This window comes from Shewanella sp. SM73, assembly GCF_025653795.1.
Lineage (GTDB): Bacteria > Pseudomonadota > Gammaproteobacteria > Enterobacterales > Shewanellaceae > Shewanella > Shewanella oncorhynchi.
Genome location: NZ_JAKKRY010000012.1, coordinates 17,299 through 43,939, shown reverse-complemented (window position 1 = coordinate 43,939; position 26,641 = coordinate 17,299). Strand labels below are relative to the sequence as shown.

28 protein-coding genes are annotated in these 26,641 nt (G+C 47.2%); 8 read left to right on the top strand and 20 right to left on the bottom strand.

Annotated elements, in window-relative coordinates; genetic code table 11:
• Nucleotides 1-2: 2 nt before the first annotated feature.
• On the bottom strand, nt 3-434 hold the full coding sequence (locus L5M51_RS16005; protein WP_263173717.1) for a hypothetical protein: 432 nt from the start codon (nt 432-434) through the stop codon (nt 3-5).
• A gap of 381 nt (nt 435-815) precedes the next feature.
• Between L5M51_RS16005 and mtnC the strand changes: the two genes are divergently transcribed.
• The gene (mtnC, locus tag L5M51_RS16000; protein WP_105253037.1) at nt 816-1,496 is read left to right on the top strand and encodes an acireductone synthase; all 681 of its coding nucleotides are present in this window, start codon (nt 816-818) and stop codon (nt 1,494-1,496) included.
• Between the two features lie 114 nt (nt 1,497-1,610).
• Here the strand turns inward: mtnC and L5M51_RS15995 are convergent, their stop codons facing one another.
• The 6 genes from L5M51_RS15995 to L5M51_RS15970 all read right to left on the bottom strand — a co-directional run bounded on the left by L5M51_RS15995 (nt 1,611) and on the right by L5M51_RS15970 (nt 5,349).
• Nucleotides 1,611-2,702, bottom strand: coding sequence for a hypothetical protein (locus tag L5M51_RS15995; RefSeq protein ID WP_263173715.1), 1,092 nt, complete (start codon nt 2,700-2,702; stop codon nt 1,611-1,613).
• A gap of 267 nt (nt 2,703-2,969) precedes the next feature.
• The gene (locus L5M51_RS15990) at nt 2,970-3,356 is read right to left on the bottom strand and encodes a carboxymuconolactone decarboxylase family protein (RefSeq protein ID WP_263173714.1); all 387 of its coding nucleotides are present in this window, start codon (nt 3,354-3,356) and stop codon (nt 2,970-2,972) included.
• Between the two features lie 212 nt (nt 3,357-3,568).
• Nucleotides 3,569-3,919: a MerR family transcriptional regulator gene (locus L5M51_RS15985; RefSeq protein ID WP_263147186.1), complete on the bottom strand. Its 351-nt coding sequence runs from the start codon at nt 3,917-3,919 to the stop codon at nt 3,569-3,571.
• A gap of 3 nt (nt 3,920-3,922) precedes the next feature.
• Entirely contained in the window at nt 3,923-4,318 is a 396-nt protein-coding gene (locus L5M51_RS15980) for a GFA family protein (RefSeq protein ID WP_105250932.1), read from the bottom strand.
• A 25-nt stretch (nt 4,319-4,343) separates the two neighbouring features.
• Complete coding sequence (locus tag L5M51_RS15975) at nt 4,344-4,922, bottom strand: NAD(P)H-dependent oxidoreductase (protein ID WP_263147188.1); 579 nt, start codon at nt 4,920-4,922, stop codon at nt 4,344-4,346.
• Nucleotides 4,923-4,989: 67 nt separating this feature from the next.
• Complete coding sequence (locus L5M51_RS15970) at nt 4,990-5,349, bottom strand: MerR family transcriptional regulator (RefSeq protein WP_105250930.1); 360 nt, start codon at nt 5,347-5,349, stop codon at nt 4,990-4,992.
• 194 nt (nt 5,350-5,543) lie between these two features.
• On the opposite strand from L5M51_RS15970, the gene L5M51_RS15965 reads away from it, so the two are divergent.
• Nucleotides 5,544-5,972, top strand: coding sequence for an acyl-CoA thioesterase (locus tag L5M51_RS15965; protein WP_263173782.1), 429 nt, complete (start codon nt 5,544-5,546; stop codon nt 5,970-5,972).
• 61 nt (nt 5,973-6,033) lie between these two features.
• Nucleotides 6,034-6,297 carry a GNAT family N-acetyltransferase gene (locus tag L5M51_RS15960; protein ID WP_131524569.1) on the top strand — a complete coding sequence of 88 codons (264 nt, stop codon included), beginning with the start codon at nt 6,034-6,036 and terminating at the stop codon, nt 6,295-6,297.
• Between the two features lie 21 nt (nt 6,298-6,318).
• On the opposite strand, the gene L5M51_RS15955 is transcribed toward L5M51_RS15960, so the two are convergent.
• The 7 genes from L5M51_RS15955 to L5M51_RS15925 form a co-directional block, all read right to left on the bottom strand.
• Nucleotides 6,319-6,867 (bottom strand): HPP family protein, encoded by a 549-nt coding sequence (locus tag L5M51_RS15955; protein WP_105250927.1) that lies wholly within the window; start codon nt 6,865-6,867, stop codon nt 6,319-6,321.
• Between the two features lie 123 nt (nt 6,868-6,990).
• Nucleotides 6,991-7,401, bottom strand: a complete 411-nt coding sequence (locus L5M51_RS15950; RefSeq protein ID WP_173497266.1) for an acyl-CoA thioesterase — start codon at nt 7,399-7,401, stop codon at nt 6,991-6,993.
• Nucleotides 7,402-7,526: 125 nt separating this feature from the next.
• Entirely contained in the window at nt 7,527-9,983 is a 2,457-nt protein-coding gene (locus tag L5M51_RS15945; protein WP_263173712.1) for a toxin-antitoxin system YwqK family antitoxin, read from the bottom strand.
• 142 nt (nt 9,984-10,125) lie between these two features.
• On the bottom strand, nt 10,126-11,934 hold the full coding sequence (locus tag L5M51_RS15940; RefSeq protein ID WP_173242490.1) for an AMP-dependent synthetase/ligase: 1,809 nt from the start codon (nt 11,932-11,934) through the stop codon (nt 10,126-10,128).
• A 192-nt stretch (nt 11,935-12,126) separates the two neighbouring features.
• Nucleotides 12,127-13,443 (bottom strand): VIT1/CCC1 transporter family protein, encoded by a 1,317-nt coding sequence (locus L5M51_RS15935; RefSeq protein ID WP_263173710.1) that lies wholly within the window; start codon nt 13,441-13,443, stop codon nt 12,127-12,129.
• A complete protein-coding gene (locus L5M51_RS15930) occupies nt 13,440-14,303 on the bottom strand; it encodes an ABC transporter ATP-binding protein (RefSeq protein ID WP_263173709.1) in 864 nt (287 codons plus the stop codon). The genes L5M51_RS15935 and L5M51_RS15930 overlap by 4 nt, the downstream gene beginning before the upstream one ends.
• A 42-nt stretch (nt 14,304-14,345) precedes the next feature.
• On the bottom strand, nt 14,346-14,717 hold the full coding sequence (locus L5M51_RS15925) for a GntR family transcriptional regulator (RefSeq protein WP_168826852.1): 372 nt from the start codon (nt 14,715-14,717) through the stop codon (nt 14,346-14,348).
• 93 nt (nt 14,718-14,810) lie between these two features.
• Here L5M51_RS15925 and L5M51_RS15920 point away from each other — a divergent pair, with 93 nt between their 5' ends.
• From L5M51_RS15920 to L5M51_RS15905, 4 genes are all read left to right on the top strand, one after another.
• A complete protein-coding gene (locus tag L5M51_RS15920) occupies nt 14,811-16,451 on the top strand; it encodes an alpha/beta hydrolase (RefSeq protein WP_198573885.1) in 1,641 nt (546 codons plus the stop codon).
• Between the two features lie 3 nt (nt 16,452-16,454).
• Complete coding sequence (locus L5M51_RS15915; protein WP_263173706.1) at nt 16,455-17,189, top strand: ATP-binding cassette domain-containing protein; 735 nt, start codon at nt 16,455-16,457, stop codon at nt 17,187-17,189.
• Nucleotides 17,190-17,271: 82 nt separating this feature from the next.
• On the top strand, nt 17,272-18,420 hold the full coding sequence (locus L5M51_RS15910; RefSeq protein ID WP_198573887.1) for an ABC transporter permease: 1,149 nt from the start codon (nt 17,272-17,274) through the stop codon (nt 18,418-18,420).
• Between the two features lie 78 nt (nt 18,421-18,498).
• A complete protein-coding gene (locus tag L5M51_RS15905) occupies nt 18,499-18,747 on the top strand; it encodes a hypothetical protein (protein ID WP_198573888.1) in 249 nt (82 codons plus the stop codon).
• A 73-nt stretch (nt 18,748-18,820) separates the two neighbouring features.
• Here L5M51_RS15905 and mog read toward each other — a convergent pair whose 3' ends face one another.
• From mog to L5M51_RS15875, 6 genes are all read right to left on the bottom strand, one after another.
• Nucleotides 18,821-19,354: a molybdopterin adenylyltransferase gene (gene mog, locus L5M51_RS15900; protein WP_106648670.1), complete on the bottom strand. Its 534-nt coding sequence runs from the start codon at nt 19,352-19,354 to the stop codon at nt 18,821-18,823.
• Nucleotides 19,355-19,671: 317 nt separating this feature from the next.
• Entirely contained in the window at nt 19,672-20,136 is a 465-nt protein-coding gene (locus L5M51_RS15895; protein WP_105250911.1) for an NlpC/P60 family protein, read from the bottom strand.
• Between the two features lie 136 nt (nt 20,137-20,272).
• Complete coding sequence (locus tag L5M51_RS15890) at nt 20,273-21,010, bottom strand: sulfite exporter TauE/SafE family protein (protein ID WP_113941215.1); 738 nt, start codon at nt 21,008-21,010, stop codon at nt 20,273-20,275.
• Nucleotides 21,011-21,245: 235 nt separating this feature from the next.
• Entirely contained in the window at nt 21,246-22,490 is a 1,245-nt protein-coding gene (locus L5M51_RS15885; protein WP_105250909.1) for an MFS transporter, read from the bottom strand.
• 107 nt (nt 22,491-22,597) lie between these two features.
• Nucleotides 22,598-23,329, bottom strand: a complete 732-nt coding sequence (locus tag L5M51_RS15880) for a LytR/AlgR family response regulator transcription factor (RefSeq protein WP_173497261.1) — start codon at nt 23,327-23,329, stop codon at nt 22,598-22,600.
• The gene (locus L5M51_RS15875) at nt 23,323-24,996 is read right to left on the bottom strand and encodes a sensor histidine kinase (RefSeq protein ID WP_287478759.1); all 1,674 of its coding nucleotides are present in this window, start codon (nt 24,994-24,996) and stop codon (nt 23,323-23,325) included. Before L5M51_RS15875 ends, L5M51_RS15880 begins: the two co-directional genes overlap by 7 nt.
• A gap of 584 nt (nt 24,997-25,580) precedes the next feature.
• Here L5M51_RS15875 and L5M51_RS15870 point away from each other — a divergent pair.
• On the top strand, nt 25,581-26,504 hold the full coding sequence (locus L5M51_RS15870) for a pirin family protein (protein WP_173242476.1): 924 nt from the start codon (nt 25,581-25,583) through the stop codon (nt 26,502-26,504).
• Nucleotides 26,505-26,641 lie beyond the last annotated feature (137 nt).

The window sequence follows — 26,641 nt, the reverse complement described above, 5'->3', positions numbered from 1 at the left end:
GCTTATTTACTAAGCCTCGCCTCGAAACGCTTAGCTCTGCGTTGAAGCAACCAAAAGAGGCTTAACACCCCAAATGAAGCGGCTAAAGTGGTCAACGTTAGAGCAAAACCTTTGAATGAAAACAGGTTTAAAGTAAAACCATCTAATACCAGTACCGCCAAGCCAAGCGGCATTTGGATAAGCACAGCGGTAAACCAATCGAAGGGAAGTTTAGGAAAGGTCCTGTGGTAAGCATAAAGCACTAAACCTGCAAGCAATATCAGCAAACTCGCATCATGAGCCGCCAATAAAAGATACTCCACACTGTTATGCGAGATGTGAGGCACCGCACTCAACATGTCCAACATATAACCTGCGCTGGCGACCAATGAGAAACTGATAAAACTCAATAAGGCTAATAGGATACCAAAGCCAAGTGCGGGTAAATATTTCATGTAAGGTCTCTCTATTCGCAGGTGAAATATGCTGTCTCGTCTCCCGAAAACCACAGCATGCAAGGTATAAAGGAGTAAAGAGACTTTAACTACAATAGCAGCCTAAATTTCCCTTAGCTATTAAGACCATAGTCTTATGTCTACCACAAACTTGTGCGCAATAAACGAGATGAAATCCAGTATCAAGTTAGTGTTTTCTCGGATAATCAGTGGATAAGCTTTTAAAATTACTAGATTAATCAAATTTCAATCTTATCGCTTAGTGATATCACCCACAATTTGCCCATGTGTTTGGGTGAAATAGACTAGCCAATTTCACCAATAACGCTTAGGATCGGAGTTGCATTTTTTAGCCAACATATTGTGGAGTATCAAAACATTATGGGTATCAGAGCCATAGTCGTAGACACAGCAGGCACCACGACAGACCTAAACTTTATCCAAGATGTACTATTCCCCTATTCTGTCAAAGCCTTGCCAGACTTTTTAGAACAGAACCAACACAATGTATTGGTTGAAAACTGTATTTGTGACACTAAAGATATCGCCCTAGAGCCCGAGGCTGACTTAGCGCGTGTAACTGAGATCCTGCAACAGTGGGTCAACGAAGACCGTAAAGCCACGCCACTTAAAACCTTACAAGGGTTAATTTGGAAACAAGGCTATGCCCATGGCGAATTTAAGGGCCATATCTTCCCGGACTTTATTGAAGCGGTGAAACGTTTTAGCGCACAAAATCTGCGTATTTACAGTTTTTCATCCGGCTCTGTCGACGCGCAAAAACTGTTGTTCGGCCACAGTGACGGCGGCGATTTAACTGAAATGTTTAACGGCCATTTCGACACCCGCACGGGCAACAAATTAGATAAGCAGGCTTACTGCAATATCCTCAACACCATCAGCTTAAGCCCCAAACAAGTGCTATTTGTGTCTGATGTCATTGAAGAATTAAAGGCTGCCGACGCTGCGGGTATGATGACCTGCCAAATGGTTCGCGACAGCAAGCAACGCACTGGCGAGTTCCGCAAAATCAGCAGCTTCGATGAGCTGCTGATTGAATAATGCAATTATTGAATAACGTGATGGTTGAATAACACGATAGTCGACTCAGTCAGCTCAAGCTGATTTAGCCTATAAAACGAAAGCGACCTTGTGGTCGCTTTTTTATTAATTGACTCAATTGCCCTTCACCGCTAGCGGAAACGCGGCCGAGATACATTTTTCCACCTCAAAACGATAACCATAATCCGCATTCTTATCGGGTGTGATCAACAAAATCTCGTAATCATTTAATTCAATCACATTCGACTCGGCAGGCTTTTTACAACGCGAGCGGCCATTCGCTTCAAGTGAAAATGCGAACGTTGCTAGCCATTGCCGCACTAAGTACTGATATTGAGTTCGCACTGAGGCGTAGGCCTTTTTGCGATCTTCCTCTTCCAGCTCGCTGTCATCATTACTATTCTCAGCCTTGCTCGATTTATCGCTTTCAGAGTCAAGAGCAGTCTGAGTTAGCTCTACAATCGGTACCGTCAGCACATCGGTCGCATCCGGCAACCGTCCCGATTTAGGCTCGCGAGGCGCATGCTTAGCGGCTTCTTGGGGAGAGGTAATAAAGCTGCCAAATGAGGTTTCAATGCGAGTCTCTAAATCAATTAACAGGCTCAAGTGATACAAAACCACAGTCGCTAGCACGATACGGATCAAAAAAGTCGTTTTACGGAATGAAGTATGCGAGGTAAGCCGTAACGACTTGACACCCAAAGGTTTAAGCAAAAAAATCAATATTAAATAGATAGGAATAATCAACTGCAATGCCAGCAGCACGATCGCGCTTACCATCAAAAACCAAGCGGGCATATAGAGTAGAATCGCTAAGTTATGGGTGTAATTGAGATCGCTTGCTGAGACCCCAACCACTTCGTTGACTATCGCGCCAGACCAGCCCAAAGCAAAGTTGGCAATCATCGCATAAAACAGCAACAACACAGCTTTGCCCGCCAAACTGTGCCAAACCCGCTCGAACACAGGCCAAAACTCGATGGCCATAGCGATTACGGCAATCACAGCGACCAACCCCATTAACTCGCTACTAAAAGCCAATATCAAAGCAATAAGATACAGCTTTTGCGCAAAGGATAACTTAGCAACCCCTAGGATAAGACAGCGCCAGAACTTGCCCAAACCTAAACGGATGTCACTCAGTGATGGTAAACTGAGCTTTCGCAAGTATTGGCGAGCCGCCCCAATGTAACCGATTAAATTCATTATTATTTTACATTCCATTGAAATAGTAAGACGGGCAACATTTGCCACTGTAATGTGCAAAGCACAGTGATGGCAACTGTGCCACTCAATCTCGGTACATTGGTCACTTTGGCTATCTCTAGCCAAAGTCGAACGCTCTGCTTAGAGTCGAATGAAAGCTCTGCAACACCCCATCGCCAGTTTAAATCCAACTAAAATGAACTTGAGAGGAAATCAAAGCGGCCTTATCGTCACTTTTACAAATCAATAAACCTGACTCAGGATTAACTAAACGACGCTTAACTCCCGCTCAGAAAATACGGTTTTAGCGACAAACATGCCATTAAGTGCAGCAGGAAAGCCAGCATAAACCGACATTTGCAATATCACCTCAACAATTTCCTGCGGCGTACAACCCACATTCAATGCGCCATTAATATGTACGTTTAACTGTGGCTGGCAATGCCCTAGCGCCGTGAGTGCGGCAACTGTCACTAGCTCCCGCGTCTTAAGGTCGAGCCCTTCACGCTGATAAATATCCCCAAAAGGATATTCAATAATGTAATTGCCTAAGTCAGGGCAAATATCGGCAAGACTGCGGATGACTTTCTCCCCCGCCTCACCGTCGATTTCAGTCAGTTTAGCGAGGCCCTGCACATATCTTTGATTACTCATTTTTAGCTCCTGTTGGATTAAATCACAGCAAGCAGCCTAAACCTTAGAGTTAACTCTAAGTCAATGGTTCATTGATGGATGACACAGGCAATGCGGATCAGTAAAACTAACCCTCTGTTTAACTCGCCGACTAGAGGCGCAAGCAAATAGAAAAGTAAATAATATTAGCTTTTTAGCATTTAACCACAAATGTTAGCGACTGAGCTTAGCCACTAAAAATGAGTTTGGTAATAGTGAATTTTTTGCTTAAGGGCAGCCAAATGCTCCTGCTCTTGGCGAATACGCTCAGCCAATTGTGTTGCATGTTGCTCGAGCAACTGCTGTCGCTGGCCAGCGGTTACATCGCCTTGGACACGCAACTCGGCATAGGTCAATATCTGCTTTAACGGCATGCCCGTTTCTTTTAAGCGATTGATAAACCCAATCCATTCCGCTTCTTTCGCCGCATAATCACGATGCCCGCTGCCATTTCGCACGACAGACTGCAGTAGGCCAATTTTCTCGTAATATCTGAGCGTATGCGCCGACAGCCCTGTGAGTGTAGCAAACTGACCTATGTTCATAATCTAACGATCCGCAGGATGGTTAACGCCATCATTCGTGGGCACATTTTCGAGATCGAATGGATTGACCCCTTCGAGGCAACCAATGTTGTAACCATACTCATGGGGATTGGAACGTCGCTGGTGATGGGTGTAAATACCGCAGATAGAGCAGAAGTAATGTTTAGCAGTTTTGGTATTGAATTCATAGAGTTTCAGCGCATCCTCACCCTTGAGGATCTTAATCCCCGCCAGCGGCACAGAGCCAACCATTGCGCCCTTACGACGACAGATAGAGCAATCGCAACGGCGTGGATTTTCGATGCCATTAGGCAATGACAACTCCAATACCACGGCACCACAATGGCAAGACGCTCTGTGTTTTGGCTGAATAAGAGTATTGCCCACTTGTTTAATCACACCCCACTCCTTGTTTCGCTAGATTCTATAAACCTAAATTCCCCAGCCGCTGCACCAACGCTCGCCATTGTTGCAATTGCGGCTCCTTAGCACTCATCACTGGCCCCAACATATTGGACTTAGCCCGCTTAAAACCACTAAATACTAAGGTGGCGGTATCAAGCTGTTTGAGCGCGGGAGCGCCTTGAAACCACTTGTAATACCAAGGCGGCGTGTCCATGGTCATGATAATTCGCGAGGTTTTATGGCGCAGCAACTTAGCGGGTATCAATTTACCTTTCTCATATTGAAATGCAAACCCAGATAAAAATGTCCTATCGATTAAGCCTTTAAACTTAGCAGGAATACCGCCCCACCAAATCGGGGTGACAATCACCACATGCTCTGCCCACTGGATATTCGCTTGAAACGTCTGCAAATCGGCTTCGAGTGGCTGAGGTTGACGATAACCATAGCTCAGATTCGGGTCAAAATTCAGCTCAGCTAGTTTGACGATTCTCACTGAGTGTTTATCTGCCGCCGCTTGGGCATAGGTTGTCGCTAACTGCTCACAAAAACTCTGCGCCTTAGGATTAGCACAAATCACTAAAATTTTTTTTGCCACGATGAAACTCCATAACAGTCAATGTGGCAAATAGCATAAACTCTGCCCCTAAGGGGAGAGTCAAGGCCTAAGGTAACAGCTGCGACTCACAGGAGGTGAGCCCATCAATACAGGCATCTAACTGAGTGACTTTATGTTCTAACTCACTTATCTGGCGTAAAAAATCCGCTTTAATACCCAACAAAAAAGCCTGCACTGTGGCTAACTGAGCATGCTTATCGCCTTGTTCGAGTAAATCTTTTAGTTGGACAAGCTTAATACCGAGGGCTTTGGCCTCTTTGATCAGCAACAACAGCCTAATATCCGCCGCACTATAAATACGATAACGCCCCTGACGTGCGGGAGTGTCGATGAGCCCCCACTCCTCATACAAGCGAATCGCTTTTATCGACAGCCCTGTTTGCTTTGCCGCTTGTCCAATATACATAGCTCAACCTAACCCTTTAAAGACATTACTCATATCTGCATTGCTTGCCATTATCAGCCACAGTATCAGCTTAGGCCAAGACTTGTCGCAGCAATCTTATGCTGCTAGTCTGGCCGCTTAAACGAGCGTTTTAACTTGGGATTTTTATCATGGGATTTAAACAACAGTTGCAAGAAGGTGTACAAGAACAGGCAATGGAAAAGTTTCTCGCACAGCACCCTATCGTTACCCAAATCCCCGTTGCATGGGGTGAAATGGATGCCCTACAACATGTTAATAATGTGGTGTATTTCCGCTATTTTGAAACGGCACGTATCGACTTTTTCAATCGTCTCTTCCCGCTAGATACCCTGTATAAATCAGGTATTGGCCCCGTAATCAGCGAAAATCAGGCTCGCTATAAACGCCCAGTGACTTTCCCCGATACTTTATTGGTGAGTGTCAGTATTAGCGATATTCACAGCGATAGATTTACCATGCATTATCAGGCTTTTAGTAAACAGCAGCAGGCAGTAACCACCTTAGGCACTTCAGTCGCCGTAATGTTTAACTTTAAAACGGGCAAAAAAGCCGAGTTACCGGCAGAACTGCTGGCGATTCTCAAACAGCACGAAATCGCTTAAGCTATTAAAATCAATAACGAATTGCCAGCACACTTTAGGCCATACCTTGAGGGAAGCATGTATGTCAGATAACGAAAATATCGAGATCGCCATTGAACATCAACAGGATAGACAGCGTTTTATTATCCCTGTCGACGGCTATGAAGCCGTGTTGGAATACCGATTATCAGGCAAGGATATCGATTTCAGCCGCACCTTTGTCCCCAACGAGCTGCGCGGTAAAGGCCTTGCCGAACGCTTAGTGCGCCACGGCTTAAAGTGGGCCAAAGGCCAAGACTTTACTATCCAAGCCAGCTGCTGGTATGTGCAGAAGTTTTTGAAATAAGCAGATTTAAGAACGAGTTCGCTAAATCCAATAAACAGGGTAATGGCGCTTGGGATCGGTGGAAAGGTTATTGACCACCAGCGCGACCAGTAAGAGTAATACTGAGCCGAGGAACACTGGCATTAACGCGTAAAGAAAGCCGAGTTGATGCACGTTTTCACCGCCAATCACGGCAATCAATGCCGTTGCGCCGCCCGGAGGATGAAGAGTCCGAGTCAGGTACATGAATGCGATAGACAGGGATACCGCTAAGGCGCTGGCCAGCACCACATAATCGCCACACACTTGGTACACTGCGACCCCAATTAAGGCCGATAACACACTGCCACCAATCAAGTTACGCGGCTGAGAAAACTCCGCTAGCGGTGCACCGTAGACCAGCACAGCCGACGCACCAAACGAGCCAATGACAAACATAGTGTCGACGAGGTTTTCACTCATATAATTTGCGAGACTCGCGACCAAGTAAATGCCACAGAAAGCCCCAATCCATGACCACACAATCTTTTTAAGTGGCTGTCTTGGTGGACAAATGTCCTTCGATCGCATGCGGGTAAAATAGAATCTCATGGTTAATCCGAACCGATAAAAATTAAGCGATACAGACAAGTGATCTGCATCACAGTTAGCGGGTCGACAAATTAACCCTTCAGCAGCGCAATTGCAATTACGCTGACCGAAAGAGTAAGCAGACTAAGCGCTTTCACCACTCAGATTAGCGAGCATTTCGCGGATATCTTCAGGAATCGGGCGGCTTTTTTCACTGCTGTAATCGTAATGTACGAGTGTGGTTTTTACTTCGGCGGTCTTGTTGCCCGCTTGCCAACAGGTTTGGGTCAGCTCGAAGCTGCTATTACCGATACGGCTGACATAGGTTTTTACTGTGACACTCTTGCCATAGTAAGTCGGCGCGATAAATGCCACGGTAAACCCCGCGACGATTAAGTTCCACTGATGCAAATCTAACTCGGGATTAAAAATCTCAAAGATTGGCGTGCGCGCCGCTTCGCACCATACGGGGATCACAGTGTTGTTGATATGACCTAGGCCGTCGGTTTCAGTAAATCTTGGATTGATTTCGAGACTGTATTCTGTGGCTGACATGCAAACTTCCTTTTTATTATTTTATGAATGGAAGAGCGTGGTGATTAACGTAATTAAACCAACCACCAAACTCATCCATTATCCTAAGCCAAACAGGTTCTAGCCACTAGCCCAAACCTAGCATTTTAAAACTGACAACTCGCCGTTTCTGGGGTTTGCTTGCCGTTAGCATCGTACTTTTTAAGGCATCCAGCCTTACCCATATCATACATTTTCTCGTATTCTAACTTGCCATTTTTATAAGACTTATACACCCCATGAGTTTTTGGGTTCTCTAAGTGATAAATCTTACGGCCCTTAGTGATATGTGAGTAATCGGCAAAACCCGGCTCTTCGGAATAGATAACACCGTTAATGTAGCGCTTGTGGATCACATGCTGTTCATCGATACGCAGCATTTCATTCGCTATCTTGCCATTCATGTCGTAACACACTTTATCCACGGCATAATTGCTATCGAGGTCTTCAATACAACTCACGGCACCATTATCAAAGTACTCGCGCTGTATACCGCAGCGCGCAATGGCGTTATCCCAGAAATAAGGTTCACCGTTCCAGGTTTCGCCTTCTTGCTGGCAGTAGTTCCACAGGCTTCTTAATTGCCCATTAGGATAGAAACTGTAATGGGGGCCAGAGACACGGTTATTCACTTGGTGACCATATCGGGAGAGTGAGTAACCACCATCAGTGGAATAACTGATACTTGGGCCGTATTCCTTACCCGCTTTGTACGTTTTTAAATTTAATAAACGGCCATTGGAATCAAACTGATATTCTTTATCTACAGCGCCATTGGTGTAATAAGCCAATTTATACAAGGAGCCGCTGCTATGATATTCGCGCTGCTCACCGTGTTTTATCGATGAAATTTCTTCATTTTTACCATTAATCACCCCTTCACAATCATCTGAGTAGGGATTCTCACGCATAATACATTCATCGTGCGAAGGCTTAAGCGTCACCGCTTCATTGAATTTATAACTCGTTAGTTCAGTCAGCTCACCGTTCTGGGGATTAAAGCGCATTTGCTGACCATCCAACTCTCCTTGGCGGTAGTTAGCGATATCCACCACGACATTCGGACTTGAATACCAAATACTCTGACCATTAAGGCGACCCTGCTCATAATGACGGGTATTAAACATCAGATTATTTTTGTCGAATGATTTAGACTCTCCTTGACGTAAGCCATTGACATAGTTCACTTCGGTACGAGTCCCATCTTCGGCTTTAAATACCCAAAGGCCAGTGCGTTTTCCGGCAAGATAGGCGCCTTCACCAACTTGATCACGGAAATGTCCGCTCGTCACTTTATCGACCCAAGGACCTTGTTTGACACCCTTTTGATATTGGCCTTTGCTGCCATCAGCCTCAAGCCACTCGCCATCTTTTACGCCATTAAGATAAATACCTTTTGCCACTAATCGCTTATCGCCTTCTGCACTGGAGTCATAATCGGGCTCATAGACTTCGTAGGGGCCGTCGAGCACATCCTGATTGTAATGGGCAAAACCAAAGTTATCGGCCTCATCGAACATCGACTGTGCAATCCATTTACCTTGCTTTTTACCGTCAAGATATTCGCCTTCCCAATAAATGGCTTGGTTCTCTGTCTCCATCCACTTACCGACTTTTTTGCCCTGTTTGTAGTTACCAGAGTAAACCACGCTACCATTGCGACCATCGTAGGCTGCATACGGGCCATCGAGCACACCTTGGGCATAATGACTTTCACTGGCAAGCCCTGCCCAAGTGCTCCCCATGCCCATACTCATAAAATCATAGGATGGGCCTGTTTTAGGGATCACGGCACCACCACTTTTAAGCCAATCAAAATCATCGGCCTCAAAGGCCACGCTCACCAATACAAAACTGCCGTCTTCTTCGCTATAACCACTGCGATCAAAGGTGGTCACTAAGCTATATTGGCGCTCAATCCCTTGGGCATCTTTATCTTTGCGAGTGAGTGGATAACGTAATTTATATTCGACGGCTGTCTTCACATCGACGGGTGAACCTTCGGAATTACGATAACCCACTAAGGTCGGCTTGAGCTTAGTAGAACCATCGACAACCGCTTTAATGGCGGGATCTTCAATCGCGTCAACATCATAGGTCATACGGTATTGTTGCGGCGGAATTTGGCTTAGTACTTTACGAACGCTACCCACGGTAAACGAGGTTAAGGTTGGTGCGACTTCATCGAGCACAACCTGTAGACGGGGAAGTTTTGTGAGATCATCCCCTTCAAAACCATAGCCCCGTAAATGCTGACCATCGGCATCTTTCAGCATGACAACCACTTCTTTGGTGCCACCTTTATCAAAATCGAGGTAAAAAACCGCAACCACTTCAGCAGAACCATAATCATCAAGACGCACGCCGGGCGCATCGCCATAGAGCATTTCGCCCCACACTTTATGATCTTTTTGATAGAAATTGAGCCATTGCCCGTTAGGCAAGTCCACTGGGCCATGGACGATTTTTTCGTAATCCTCAGCGTCAGCTGCAGGAATGACAGTTAAAGAAGATAACAACACCGCACTCACTGCAGCGAATAAACTACGAATCGAAAGTTCCATTTAACTACACCTTTTATACCGACGCCTCGCGCCTCATGCGCACCAGTAAACGGGGCGAATTTTAAGCGAAGAAAAGCACTTCAGGAAGTAGTAGATAAAAAAAAGGCCGCTTCCGCGGCCTTTAGCAACAACAACTTAACAATTAGTTGTTGTACATAGCATTTATTTCATGGGCGTATTTATGGTAAATCATCTTGCGGCGCAGCTTGAGCGTTGGGGTGATTAAACCCGCTTCCATCGAAAATGCTTCAGGCAACAGAGTGAACTTTTTAATCTGTTCAAAACCGGCCAACTCATGCTGTAACTGCTTTAAGCGTTGCTCAAAATGCTCAACCACATGACTATGGCGCAGCAATTCTAAAGGTGACTCATACTTCAGCCCTTTGTCCTTCGCCCACGCTTCCAGTGACTCAAACGCTGGCACAATCAAAGCGGTCACATAGTTACGCGCATCGGCAATAATCGCCACTTGCTCGATAAAAGGACAACAGCCTACGGCGCCTTCAACCCTTTGCGGCGCGATATATTTACCGTTGGAGGTCTTCATCAATTCTTTAATACGATCGGTAATAAATAAATTGCCGTTCGCATCGAAACGCCCTGCATCGCCGGTTTTTAACCAACCATCCTCAAACGCAGCGGCGGTATCTTCAGGACGATTGTAATAGCCGCGCATCACAGTCGCGCCGCGGACTAAAATCTCATCGTCCTTACCTAACTTAATTTCGGTTTCCAGCAAAGGTTGTCCATTGGAACCCGGCACTCGATTACCTAAGGTATTGCAGGTCACAGTCGCGTTAGTTTCTGTCATACCGTACCCACAAAGTACTGGAATATTAATCGCATGGAAGAAACTACCGACATTCACATCTAAGGCTGCGCCACCGCAAGGCATAAACTTCAAACGGCCACCAAGCACAGCCTGCAGCTTGCTATACACCAGCTTGTGCGCCAAACGCCATTGCAGCGACAACCACAATCCGCCCTTAGCACGACCTTGGCCAACTTCGAACTGACGTTGGCCGACGCGCATCGCCCAAGCAAACAACTTCTTACGACCGTCGGCTGATTTGGCGACTTTATCTTGTACGGCGCTATACACTTTTTCGAGGAAACGCGGCACCACACACAAGGTATGTGGACGCACGGCGCTAATCGCCTCTTTCACTCTTTGGGTATTTTGCAGATAGACGTTATGGCCGCCACGGCACAAGACGTAGAAACTCCAACTGCGCTCAAATACATGGCTCAATGGCAAAAATGCCAAAGACACATCGCCAGAATGGAAGGCCAGTTTTTGATCGTGCTGACGTATGGTAGACGCCATATTACGGTAATCCAGCATCACGCCCTTAGGATCGCCCGTCGTGCCGGAGGTATAAATTAAGGTCAGTAAATCATCGAGATTTGCAGCATGTAAACGCTGATTAAGCTCGGCTTCTTGCTCAATGTTTAACTGAGTGTCACCCGCCAGTAGGGTATCTAGATGCCAATGCTGATTGGCCTTATCGGCAGCGAGTGTCACGCTGGCATCGAATACAATCACATGCTCTAGGCTTGGGCATAAGGCTTGCAACTCACACGCCATGGCGTATTGCTTAGCGTCGTCGACAAAAATCACTTTAGCGGTGGCGTCGTTAACGATAAAGCTCGCCTGTTCGACGGTACTGGTGGGATAAATTGGCACTACAACGGCGCGAGTTTTGAGAGTGCCGACATCGGCACAAGTCCACTGCGGGCAGTTTTGCGCCAGAATAACGCAACGGTCTTGCACTTGTACGCCAAGTTCGATCAACACTTGTGCAATTTTACTGCTGATTTGGTCGAAGGCTTGCCAACTCACCTGATACCAAGGAGCGGCCATTTCAAAACCTTCCAGCGCTACTGCGTCTTTTAAAGACTCGCTCTGCTGCTGTAGTAGTCGAATAACATGATATTGATCGAGAGACATAAGAGACTCACCTTTTTAGCTTACAAGTGTACCGCTTTTGCAGCATTCTACCTGAAGGCCAAATAAAAACTAAGAGTTTTTGCTCTAATGTTGTGCAAATGTCGCCCAAATCACGCTGTAAATAGGCTTTAGCGGCGTACCACTCTTGGTTTCACTTACTTGCCAGAGCGAACAAAATTTAATCTCGAAACGTCAACATGCCCTCATAACATCGCCCTTCCAGAGGGTTTTCTTGCCCCAAATCAGCACCGCTTGCCCAAGCAGTATTAAGAGTAGATCCCATAGCAACCAATTAGTTAAATTGCCGCCATCACTTAAAGACGTAAGGCTGATGGACACCCACAGGGAATGCCCCGCGACGACCATCATAGTGAGCGTGATATGCAAAACTCGGCGACACATACAGCCAAGACCTAACGTCAAGGCGCAGGCCCAGTAAGTGCTGAGCACCAGATGACCCACTAACTGCATATTCAGATCACCATTGAGCCAGCCCAACAGCAGACTACACGTCAGCATAATGCCGACGACCACATTCAGGAGTCTTTGCTGTCCAAGGCAAAATGCCGCTATGAGTCCTTTTCGACCATCAAACCCTGGCATCAACAATAAGGTTTCTGTCGAGCGCGAGCGTTGCACTCGGCTCCAATGCACCAGCGAACAACTAATCACACTGAACTGCGCCAAAAACAATAATACAGGGATATTCAAATGAAATTGATGCGACAACAGCCCAAGCACTAAGGCTAATATAGGCAGTAATAACAATAGAATGGTGAGCATAGGGCCGATAAAAAAATTGGTGGGATGCAAATAACGCTCGAAGCGACTCAAGATACGCATCGATTGCAGATTCGGCAGCCAAAACCACCCCATTTCGAGACCATTGAGATATACCGTCCTCGCCTCAGCGCGCCAAGGTAAAACACCGCATGCACGCGCAATCAGCATACCTAAAATCAGCAGGGCAATAGCACTTAGCCAAAGGGGAATGTGCTCTGCAATCAATGGGATAAACGGCATTAAGACAAAAAGTAAAAACGAAGCATAAAACCACTGAGTACTGAGTAAACAAAGCCAAATAAAAGTTAAACTCATCACCAAAGCCAGCACTAAGCTCGCTAGGCTAGCCGTCAAACCTAAAGCCCAACAGAACAAGACACCTATGCCAAAAACGCTAGCTAAAACAGTGACACTTTGAATGTAGATATGGCGACGATAATGGGGCATTAACTGTGCGCATTCATTCGCCATCAGACGTATGAGTTGCCATGCAACCGCCGCCGAACTTGAGATAATCCCCATAGAAAACAACAGTTCAGCACTGTCATTTTTACCATAAACTGCGGCGATACAAGCTAAGATCACCCCCAGTATCGCCGTACCTAAAAAGCTCACACTGCCGATATCAAAACACCAAAAGCGCAGCATGCCCTTGAAAGGATTCATTCGCTGACTCGTTCCTTTGCCCTTCGCGACTTGTATCTGCTTATGGTGCGCCGCACTCATCTGTGTAGCTCCATAAACAGCTGCTCCAAGTTTAAAGCTTCATTCTTTAACACACCTGATATTGACGCGCTGTGCTCACCTAAATCCACCAGCACCGAATCGCCAACACGGCTCAGCACTGTAATTGACTCGGGCAAAACAGTTTCGGGCGCGAGTGTTAACAAACGCACTTCTTCACGCAGGGCATCGATTTCCTTAAACAGCACTAACTCGCCCTGTTTAATCAGTGCCACATGGCTGGCAACTCGCTCTAAATCAGAGGTGATATGGGATGAAAACAGCACGGCAGAACCAGATTCGAGGGCAAGATCGAACAAATCGACCATAAACTTGCGCCGGACTATAGGGTCGAGGCTGGCAACGGGTTCATCGAGGATTAACAACTCAGGGCGATAGGCCATCGCCATAATTAACGCTAATGATTGCCTTTGCCCAACCGATAAACGCTGCACCTGTTGGGTCACATCTAACTCGAAACGAACTAGCCAATCTTGCTCTAATTGGATGTCCCAATTGGGATAAAAGCTGCGGTGTAAATCGAGGGCGCGTTCAATAGTAAAACCTTCATAACCAAAGGGTTGCTGCGGTACATAACCTAAACGCTCCTTTGCCTTTGAAGTTAAGTTTTCGGGCGTTTCGCCTAAGGTAACAATACTGCCAGAATCTGGTGTGAGCACACCCAAGGCACAGCGCATTAGGGTCGATTTACCCGCCCCATTTTGCCCCAATAACCCCACCACCATACCCGCCGACAAAGTTAACGATAAATCCTTAAGCGCCCACTTTTCACCCGCGCCTTTACCGCGAAAGATTTTATTCACTCGGTTAAATTCAAGTATTGGCGTGCGCTTTGGGTCCATCGAATTTCATCCTTTTTATGCTATTTATCGGTACATTACTTTCTAATCTTGCCAGCGCTCATTTAGCAGTTGCAGCAACTCGGGCAAGCTGACACCTAACTGCTTTGCCTGCGACAACAGGGCATCGAGCTGGGGTTCGAGCAGACTAATACCCGATGCCATAGTCTCAGTTCGCAACGCAACTTTTGTCGCTTGGCCGCGGCGACGTTCGAGCCAACCTTGGTCAACCAGCTGTTGAATGGCGCGGGAAACTGTCATGGGATTTACCGCTAAATGCTCGGCAATCTGGCGCACTGAGGGTAATACGTCTTCCACTTGCAGTTGACCGCCCACAATTAAACGCACGACTTGTTCGTGTAATTGTTTGTAAATGGGTTCACCACTGCTGGGGTTGACATTTAAAAGTTCTAACATTAGCCTTTACACACTGTATTAATACATTGATACACCGATACACCGGTATTTAAATTAACACACTCGTCCTGAAATGCAAAAAGGAAAGCGCGCATGATACATAGCATGACACACAGGAAGTTAAGCAACACAGTTCAACGCCTTGTGCCAACTCAGCCACGCCATGGTGCGACTAGTGCCACATGGCACACGCGTACTTTGAGAATGAGCGCCCTCATACTGGCAATGGCAAGTACGGCGACGTGGGCGAGTGATGTTAAAAGCCAAGAGACACAAGCGACGGCAGATATAGCTAGGAACATGGCGAATGACACCGACACTTGTTATGTGGAAGGCGTATCCGATCGCCTAAACTGCGGTTTTGTGACTGTGCCAGAAAACCCTAACAAACCCGATGGCAAACAGATCCAAGTGCATTACGTTGTTTTGCCTGCGGTGAAAAATGCCAACCATGAAGAAGCCTTGCTGGCGATTGCCGGCGGCCCAGGACAATCGGCCATAGAGAACGCGGCAGGTTTCGATGCCATGCTGAGCAAAGTTCGCCAACAGCGGGATATTTTACTGATCGATCAAAGGGGCACTGGCCGTTCGAATGTACTGGCCTGCGATGAAGGAGCTCAATCTCCACTGTCCTTCGATGACGATAATGTCGATACCTTAGCCGAAACGCAAAAATGCTTAGCCAAAATTGATGCCGACGTGACTCAATACGGCAGCCTCAATGCGATTAAAGACTTCGAAGCCGTACGTGCGCACTTAGGCTATAAAAAACTGCATATTTACGGCATCTCCTACGGCACTCGCATGGCGCAACTTTACATGCGTTTATATCCAGATCACTTAGCCACAGTGACCTTAGACGGCATAGTGCCCATGCAGCAAAGCGTATTGGAAATTGGCTCGGCGATTGATCGTGGCTTCGACTTATTGTTTAAGGATTGCCAAGCAACCGCCGCCTGTAACAGTCAATTCCCCGAGTTACAAGCGGACTTTGAGCGAGTCGACGCTAAGCTCGCCACAGGCCCTGTGATGGAAAACGTTTACGATCCCGTCACGGGCGAAAAAACCATGTTAACCATGACGCGCGGTAAATTCTCTGGCTCGATCCGCATGGCACTGTATCAAGCCAATGTGCGCGCCCTCTTGCCCCATGCGATTCATCAAGCATCGAAAAACAACTTCCAACCTATACTCGGCCTCTATGCCCTCACTATCGACAATGCTGGCATGGCGATGGGCATGCACGCATCCGTTGTGTGTGGCGAAGATATGCACCGCATTACTCCAACCATGCGCGAGCAGGCCAAAAAATCCTTTATGGGCAGAACCATGCTCGAAGGCTTAGAGGCGACTTGTTCAGTATGGAAAGTCCCTGCGGTCGATAACAGCTTTAGCGAGCCCATTAACAGTAACATTCCGACCTTGTTGTTATCCGGCGAAATCGACCCCGCCACCCCACCAAGCTGGGGCGAGTTAGCCATGGAAAAACTCACCAATGCCAAGCACTTTGTCGCTCCTTATGCGACCCACGGTGTGGCCTATCAATCCTGCGCCAATAACCTGATTGCCGATCTCGTTCGCTCGGGCTCAGTCAACGATCTCGACGGCGAATGTTTGAACAAAGATGTGCGCCGCAGCTTTTATTTAAATGCCAGCTCGGTAGAACCGCTTAATGCGACCAGCACAAAAACCACGACAACAGATGACCACGCCAGCACTGGAGCTAAGGAATAAGCCATGATTAAAGTATCCCATCTTTCCAAGCGCATCGGTGACGTGCAGGCGCTGAATGACTTAAGTTTCGTCGCACAAAACGGCCAAATCACAGGACTACTCGGCCCGAACGGGGCAGGTAAAACGACCTGTTTACGCACTATCTTTGGCCTGCTGAAACCCGATAACGGCAAGGCTGAAATCGAAGGCATAGATGTCGCCATCGACCCTATTGGCGCTAAACAGCAACTCGGGCTATTCCCCGACCCTTTTGGTCTGTACGAACGCTTAACACCACGGGAATACATTCGCTATTTTGCCGAGCTAAGCGGCTTATCATCCAAGGACGCCAAAGAAGCCACCAGCCAAGTGATTGCAAAATTGCGCCTCGAAGACATTAGCGATCGCCGCTGCAAAGGCTTCTCCCAAGGACAAAGAATGAAAACCGCCCTCGCACAGGCAATCGTCCACAGCCCGAGCAATATTATCCTCGACGAGCCGACCCGTGGGCTGGATGTGATGAGCACTCGCCTATTGCGTGACATTCTTATCGATCTTAAAAATCAAGGACATTGCGTGCTGTTCTCGAGCCATGTGATGCAGGAAGTCGCCGCACTGTGTGACCAAGTGATCGTTATGGCCCAAGGTAGAGTCGTCGCCATTGGCAGCCCCACCGAACTGTGCACCCAAACGGGTAAAGACTCACTCGAAGAAGCCTTTATTCAACTTATCGGCACGGATGAAGGGATAGCGGCATGATGACTCAAACTAACAAGAATGCAGGCAGCATCAATGATGTACAAGCTCAGATAGATAAGATCATGGATAAGGGAATGACAGCATGAATAAAATAATCGCTATGGTTCGTAAAGAACTCATCGATGCCGCCCGCGATAAGCGCTCTGTGATGGCGGGTCTGTACTACGCCATAGGCACGCCGCTGATCATGTGCGGCCTATTTATGGTGTTAATTGGCCAATTAACCAGCCCCGATGATTTGAAAATCACCATTAAAAATCCCGATAAAGCACCGGATTTAGTAAGATTTTTATCGAATAAGGGCATCACTCAAGGCGCAGCCGATGGCTCTGACGCCAAAGACCTTAAAGCAATAGAACTGATCATCAGCACCGACTATGCCGCGCAAATGAACCAAGGCAAAAGCGCCGAAATCACTATCGTGGCCGATAACTCTGAGGAGAAACTGCAGAACTCGATTCGTAGACTCGAGAAACAACTGCAGGCCTACAGCGCTGAAATGGGCAGTTTACGTTTAATCGCCCGCGGTATTGACCCCCGCGTGGTGCAACCGCTTAAAGTGAATGTGCAAGACAAAGCCACTACAGACTCTAAAGGTGGGATGATCTTAGGTATCGCCATTTTCACTATGATCTACTCGGTATTTATCTCGGGGATGAACCTAGCTATCGACACCAGTGCCGGTGAGCGCGAACGTAACTCCTTGGCCCTGCTACTGAGCCATCCGCTGACCACTCGCCAATTAGTACTGTCAAAAATTATTGCGGTGAGCTTGTTCGCTCTGCTCGGTTTAGTGCTGATCTTGCTGGTGTCTAAAATCGCCTACGCCTTCGTGCCATGGCAGGAATTAGGCTTTAGCGTCAACATCACCACAGAATTTATGCTGCTGATGTTAGTGGTCGGCATCCCCGTCGCGTTAATGGCCGCTTGTCTGCAACTGTTTGTGTCTTTTATGGCGAAAACCTTTAAGGAAGCTCAGTCCTATCTGACTATGGTGCTGTTTGTGCCCTTAGCCCTGTCGATGGCCGCAAGTTACAACATAGCGCCAGATATGCTGCAGTGGTTGCCCGTCTCGGGTCAGCAACAGGCATTAATGGACTTTATCAAAGGTAAAGACTTGCCCATGTTGCAGTTACTGGTTTCGACCTTAGGCACACTCGCCATTGCGATATTGCTCGCCTTTGGCATGGAAAGGTCGCTCAAGAGTGAAAAAGTGATCTTCGGTTTATAGGGCGCTTCGATTGATAAACTTGGGACGATAACCAAGTCGTTCCCAAGTTGAAAACCTCAGTAGCTACGGGAGTTTGTTATGGAAAACGAATTTGTCTTAATGGTGATTATGGTCACCTTCATTATTGGCCTCAGCGCCACTGAAATGTTTAAACACTATCTAAAGGCGCGCCAACTTAGAGTGGGCACCGCAGACGATAGGCACCTTGAGGACAAAGTGACTCAACTCAGCCTACAAAACCAAACACTAATTGAGCGAATACAAGTGCTTGAAAAAATAGTGACAGAGCCAGAGTACGAGCTAAAGCAACAGATTAATCAGTTATGAACCCTAAGCTCCTCAAACAACAAAGCCACTGGATTTTCAGTGGCTTTATTTTTTTACAGGCTCGATAGCAAGATTACTTAGCCTTAGGCCTGAATGGTTTGATAACCGACTCATTGCACTCTAAATACGGGCCTTCCATCAAGTCGATACAGTAAGGAATGGCGGGGAACACGGCATCTAAACATTCGCGAATCGATTTTGGCTTGCCGGGCAAGTTCACAATCAATGAATCACCACGTAACCCTGCGGTTTGGCGCGATAAAATGGCGGTAGGCACAAATTTTAATGACTCAGCGCGCATCAACTCACCGAAGCCTGGCATCATGCGATCGCAGACGGCTTCTGTCGCTTCTGGGGTGACATCGCGTTTCGCAGGTCCTGTGCCGCCCGTAGTGACAATCAAACAGCAATCCTGCTCGTCGGCCATCTTGATCAGCGTCGCTTCAATCACATCCTGCTCATCGGGGATCACTTGATAAATCGGCTCCCACTCGCTGGTGAGATAGTCGTTGAGCGTGTCGATAATCGCCTTGCCTGAGATATCTTCATAAATTCCCGCGCTGGCGCGATCGCTGACCGTCACAATACCGATTTTTGCTTTGCTCATAGGAAATCCCCAATGATGTTGAAATGAAACATGCCGAAGTGAAAATTGTCGACATCAAACATGGAAGAAGCCGCGACAGCTTCGACCTTAAGCCGCAGCTAAAATAGCATAAATGCTCGGGAAAGGGGGCGACTAAAACGTGATGAGGTTCTCGCAACACCGTTTAAACACTCGGAATTTAAAAATTGTTCATTGATGACAAACGCCTTCCCCAAAGCAAAGCAGCATTGGGCCGATAAAAACATGCCATAAAGGGAGATTGGCTCAGGCACTCTCACTGCAAGTTGAGCCATTCAAAAGATAAAACGATCAAAGGGTTAAATCCGCCGTGCATTCCAATACTTAGACGCCCAATAACTGTTGTGCAGGCTCGAAATCTTCACCCCTTGGCTAGTGGAAACGTGGAGAAAATTATCGCCTCCTACATAAATGCCGACATGGTGTGTGCTCCAGCCCGTCTTGAAAAATACCAAGTCACCCTTGCGCAGTTGATTTCTCGGCACAGGTTTACCTAAGGCTTGTTGCTCTTCAACCGTGCGCGGTAAGGTCATACCCAACATCTTCTGATAGGCGACAGACACAAAGGCCGAGCAATCTATGCCACGCTTAGTACCACCACCAAGGCGATAAGGTACTCCGCGCCATTCAGAATGCAGTTCGGAGATATTGCTATCATTCCAAACCGTGGCGGGTTCAACTTGCTTTACCACAGGCTTAGGTTCTGGCGCGCTAGCACAAGCGCCAAGGCCTAAGGCTAAGATAACTATCAGTAATCGTTTCATAGCTTCAAACTCATTGCAGGCAGATTTCACAGTAACGTAATTTTGAGTTTTTATCAGGTAAATTCAGGGCGGCTGGGGATCAAAACGCCCCAACACCCGCGCACTCTAGCAGACTAATATAACCTAAAGCTTAAAACTATAACGCCGTCCACAATAAACGCACACCCACCAGCACCATTAAAATCAAGATGATGCGTTTAAATAACCTATCGTCAATTTTATCTTGAATGAACAAACCTAACTTTACCCCTAACCATGCAAGCGGCACCAATAACAGAGAAACGATAATATTCTCTTGGTTGATCTGCCCAAGCAAACTGTAAGGAACAAGTTTAACCAGATTCACCACCGCAAAAAACACCACGGCAGTGGCTAAAAACTCTGCCTTGGCCAAGCGCAACGGCAACAAATAAGCGTTGAGTGGCGGCCCGCCCGCATGGGCAACAAAGCTCGTAAATCCGGCGGTTAAGCCACACAATCGCCCAACCAGAGGTGAAGGTGATGCTTGAGTTTTATCCCCAAGGATCAAACCATACAAACCAAAACCGAGGGACACACAGCCTAGAATCACCCGTAAGTAATCTTCGTTTAATCTATCAAACAACAGATAAGCGATAAAAATCCCCACTATCGCTGCGGGCAGTAATATCCATAAATGACGCGGATTATGTTGCCCCCACCAGGAACGCACACTTAAAAAATCCATATAAATCAGCAGTGGTAACATGACTGCCGCCGCTGTAGCAGGGCTAATGGCCAGCGCCAATAGCGGGACAGTTAAGCCGCCCACGCCACCCGCAAAACCTGATTTAGAAATCCCCGTAATCAATACTGCGGGTATCGCCACTAACCAAAAAAGAGGGTCCGTTAACATCAACACATCCTGAATAACGCTTTAAGGCTATCAAGTTACCTGTTGTTGGTGTGATAAAAAAGAGGCTGCACTGAGCTAACATCAAAAGTGTAATCACATAGATAAGTCAGCGAGCCTAAACGTGAGTAACAACCTCGCCCATAAAATACGGGATAAACAGTAAAAAATCCGCAGCCATTTGGCTGCGGATTTTTTATGTTAGCTTTTGGCTAAAGAAGAAAAGCTTAGCTTACGCCTATGCAGATTCAGCCGTCATATTCACTAAGCGAGGCGTACTCTTAGTCGCTCTCTTAGCTGACGCTGGAGTTTTGGGCTCTGGCATACGAATGGTTAATGACATGACTAACGCCACCACCAGCAACACTAAAATCACGTTGAAGGTTGCAATAAAGCCACCAAATAACGAGGCGACAATCGAACCGATAATGCTGCCGATACCGAAACCTAAGTAGATAACGCCATAGTTTTTAGTCAGGTTATTCAGGCCGAAGAAGTCGCTCACCAGTGAGGGATAAACAGTGATAGTACCGCCAAAACTAAAGGCAACGCAGGCAACCGCAACGAAGAACAGGTTAGCATTCAAAGGAATGAACAACAGTAACACCATACCGACTAAAGTGATGATCTGCGCCAGTGAAATAACCCGAATGCGGGGGATTTTGTCCGACAGAATACCCAGCACTAAACGACCACTGAGGTTCGCCATAGCAATCACAGCAACAGCATTGGCGGCGACCAGTACAGGCAAGTCGACCATCTTCTCGCCGATATCTTTAGCCACACCAATCACATACAAACCACTCATACAGGCCGACAGGAACATCAGCGCCAGCATCCAGTATTGCGGCTTACGCATGGCTTCAGCGAGGGTGAAGTCGCGACTTTCGGCTTGCTGACTTGCGGCTGATTGTGCAGGCGCATCTTTCATCAACATACCGCCACACAAGACCAACGCCATGGCGATCAGCCCCCACAGTTGGAAGGTGGTTTCAAGGCCAGTGTTTTCGAGTAACAGCACGTTAATGTATTTAAATCCGAGGCTACCTAGACCATAAGCACCAATCGCTAACGCCGAAATCAGCCCTTTGCGTTCAGGGAACCACTTCACGCAGTTAGACAAGGTCATCAAGTAGCCAGTGCCATCGGCAAAGCCCACTAAAATCCCTGCGCACAGGTAGAGCATCATCAAGTTACTGGCTTGGGCAGTGAGTAAGAAGCCAACGCCGAGTAACAGGCCTGCGCCTAAGGTGACATTACGTACGCCAAAGCGTTCCTGTAATTTGCCCGCCATGGAAGATGCCACGGCCAAAGACAAACTCAGCAAACCAAACACAAATGCCACTTGGCTGACGGGTTCGTCGAGCTTAACGGCCAACTGCGCATTGAACAGGCTCCAAGTGTAAACTGAGCCGAGTGCAAACTGGGTGATAATAGTACCAACTAAGGTCAGGTACCGAGTACGGTTCATCTCTTTAGTCATGATGCATCTCGCTTTAGGGGATCAGGAATTGAGTCCACTATAAGAGAGATGCGATTCGCGCCGATCAATTAAGGCATGAAATACAGATCTGCAGGAATGAATGACAATTACAGCCTCATCAGCTGTCGAAAAGCCTTAATATTACTACGGCTAACGGGCACCTCAAACGACAAATCATGCAACCTAATCAGGTAAGTGCTATTGAACCAAGGAACGATTTCGCGGATCTTGTTGATATTGACGCAATAGGAACGGTGACAGCGAAAAAAACCTTCAGCAGGCAAACGACTCACAAACTCACTGATGGTCATCTGCATCACATAACGGTCAGTGCGGGTGTAGACATAGGTCAGTTTTTCATCGGCCTCGGCATAATAAATTTGCTCGCAGGGCGTAACGATAATCCGCTCACCTTTGACTAAATTCACGGTTCGACTAGTGTTACTCGCGACCTCATGTTGCGGCTTTGGTGCTTGTCGTCCCACCTGTTCAATCTTCTGCAATAAGCTGATGATCCGCGGTTCATTGTAGGGCTTGAGAATATAATCGAAGGCTTCGAGCTCAAATGCTTCTACTGCAAATTCTTTATAGGCAGTAACAAACACCACATGGGGAGGATGGGTCGATTTATGCAGATTCTTCGCCAACAAGAGGCCATCAATGGACGGTATTTGGATATCCAAAAACACCACATCGACCTCGTGATCCTGCAAATATTTAAAGGCCTCTAAGCCATCCTCGAAGCTAGCCACTATGTCTATCTCACTGTGGCTCTTCACTAAATACTCTAGCTCCTCACGGGCGAGATATTCATCTTCAACTATGATGGCTTTTAACATACTTGCGCCTCATTTTCCGGTAAGTAAAAACTGACTTCAGTCCCCGGCTCGAGCCGTTTAAGCTGCAAACCTTCGCCGTACAATAACTTCACTCTCTGGTGCACATTCATCAGCCCGATACTGCTGCTTTCTACACGGCCAGCAGCTACACCATCAATCACCTCTTGGCGGATCCCATAGCCAGTATCGCGCACGGCGACGCGAATGCCTGCATCGAGTTTTTTCACTTCTATCGTCACTCTGCCCGGTGCACTACGCGGCTGAATGCCATGCAAAATCGCGTTTTCCACCAGCGGCTGTAACAAGAGGCAAGGTACACAAAAATGCACATCGTCGACATCGAAGATCACTTCAAGCTTGTCGCCAAAACGCGCCTGCTCGATCGCCACATAATCACGGACTTGCTTCACTTCTTCTTGGATATCAATCAGCTCATCGCCTTTAGCCAAGTTATAGCGCAGATAATCGGCCAGATTAGCAATCAACTGTCGCGCCTGCTGTGGCCGAATACGGATCAAAGAAGAAATCGCATTGAGGGCATTAAATAAAAAATGTGGATTAATCTTGCTCTGCAACGCCGTAAACTCCGCCTTGCGGGTCATCTCTTGCAGTTGCTCGATACGCGACACTTCCATCTGGGTCGAAATCAGCTGCGACAAACCCACAGCCATCTCCCGCAACGAGCTAGTGATACGATAGGTATTGCGATAGTAAATCTTCAGCGTGCCACTCACAGTGCCGTTTTCGCGCAGCGGGATTATGATGACCGAATGAAAATCCGATAAATGATATTGGCGTAAGTCATTGTTAATAATGTTTTGATCTTGCTCTATCGCCCTTTGAGTCATTTCGCTAATCGCTTGATGACCATCGACCTCGTAGTAATCTTTACCAACGCCCATATAGGCCAACACATCGCGAGTATCGGTAATCGCCACAGCATCGGCATGGATTTCATTACGGATCACAGCGCAAACTTGCTCTAAGGCATGGCGGTCAATCTTGCGGAAAAAGGGTAAGGTTTTATTAGCAATATCCAGCGCGAGCTTAGCCTGCTTAGCGGCAATCAACTCTTTCTCATCGTCGAGGTCCTGCACTAGCTTGATAATCAGTCCGATACACACAGTGCCCGCAATCATGGGATAGGCAATATGACTCACAATCTCAACGCCCACCTCGTGTGGCTCTGTCAGCAACCAAATCAACAACATGGTCAGCGTTTCGCACAACATGCCCGCCGCAATGCCATAAATCCACAACTTAGATTTGGGACATTTGTAATAAATCCACGTCGCCATAAGGCCGGCAATAATGCTAGCGATTAAACACGGAATAGAGGTATCACCATCCATATCAATAAGATATCTATGCAGCCCCGACAGCACGCCCGCAGGAATACCAACCCAAGGGCCAAATAGAATCCCGCCAGAAATAATTGCGATAATACGCACGTTGACCAACGCGCCTTCAACCTCAATACCGGTATAAGTACTAAACACTGCAAATAAGCAAAATATCGCCGCCACAGAAACCAACTCTGCGGGGGTATGATTACGCTTTTGGAATAAACGCTGAAACGGTCGAGTGCGAGTTAAAAAGAACAAGGTCATCAGCATCAAGGCCGCCCGTTCAAATACCGCCAGTAACATCATTTGATTTTCGAGCACGCTTTCTCCTTGATCTATCACGCTGAATCACAGTCCAACGTTATATTTACCAATGATATATTTATGAGTGTTAAGCCTGTACGCTGAATGGATTAAGGTGAAGACAGGCTTTGCCGCCAACACAAGCTCCCATAAAAGATAGACTCGATTTTGCAGATCCAACGTAAGACATGGATGATAAAAATCACCGAGCCCCAAACTTGTCAAACACTCGTATTTAGGCTCGAGTAAAACATCAAACGCTAATGCCCACATAAATACAGGCTTGCTAAAGTAAAGGACAGATAAAAGTCCCATTCACGCGGGCTCAGTCACACATTCGTACTTGAATTAGGCTATCAAAGTGTATCGAAGGGCAATTTGAAGATCCTAAAACACGTTAAGTTAACCACTAAAAAGTGCAGTTGCCCTCTATCAGGTCACTGCCACAATTTGCAAAATCGACTGGAATACCCGAAGCTAAAACCTTCGGCTCGAATGCAAGATGAGATCACCCCCATGCGAGATTCTAGGTTCACACTTAGCAGCACTGAACCGAGCCAAACTGAACTGAGCATGCCCTAGTAATGGAATAAGGAGCGAACATGAGTGAACTACAAGCACAGTTTTATGGTGGCCCTAAGGAATGTCCTATTGAAAATGGCCGCATTCAAGCTCAACGGATTGCCCCCAAAATCAGTGATGTCGGCGGCATACCTGTCGCACGGGCTATTCCACAAAAAGAGCGCCGCCTTATCGGCCCTTGGTGCTTTCTCGACCATATTGGCCCAATCACCGACGGCCCGCAGTTAAACGTCGGCCAACATCCACACATTGGATTGCAAACCTTTACTTGGATGCTCGAAGGCGAAATCATGCACAGGGACAGCCTCGGCAGTGCTCAAGTGATCCGCCCAAAACAAGTTAACCTGATGACAGCCGGACACGGCATAGCCCACACCGAAGAGTCGATAGCGGGTCATCACACTATGCACGCAGCCCAACTATGGATAGCCTTACCACTAAAGCACAAAGATACCACTCCGAGATTCGATCACTATCCCGAGCTACCGGCTTGGCACGAGTCAGGCGTCGAATTCACCCTACTGATTGGCAGTTGGCATCATAAACAGGCGCCCACATTACACTTCTCACCTATCGTTGCCATAGATCTGTTTGCCGCCCATGACGCTGAACTCACTCTGAATCTCGACCCTAGTTTCGAATATGCCCTCATGCCACTGGAAGGCCGCTTCCAAATCGAGGATGACAGTTTTGATAATAACCACCTCGCCTACCTTGGCATGCTACGCGAAACCATCACCATAAAACTCGAAGCGGGTTGTCGCATACTGCTGATTGGCGGCGCGCCATTGGCTGATCCTGTCAGCATTTGGTGGAACTTTGTTGGCCATAGCAAAGATGAAATAGTCAAAGCACAGGCAGATTGGGAAGCCGAAGATCCCCGCTTCGCCGCTGTTACTGGCTATAGTGGCAAACGCTTAGTGCCCCCACCAATACCTTGGTGATGCTTAGCTCAATGACGGGCAACTCAATGACAGGCAGGTAAATAATTCAGGGTTAGTGGTTGGATAGGCGCTTTGGCATCATACGTAATGGCCTGCGCCAGGGTTAAGGCTTACAACATGAGTGTATGCGGTAAGCC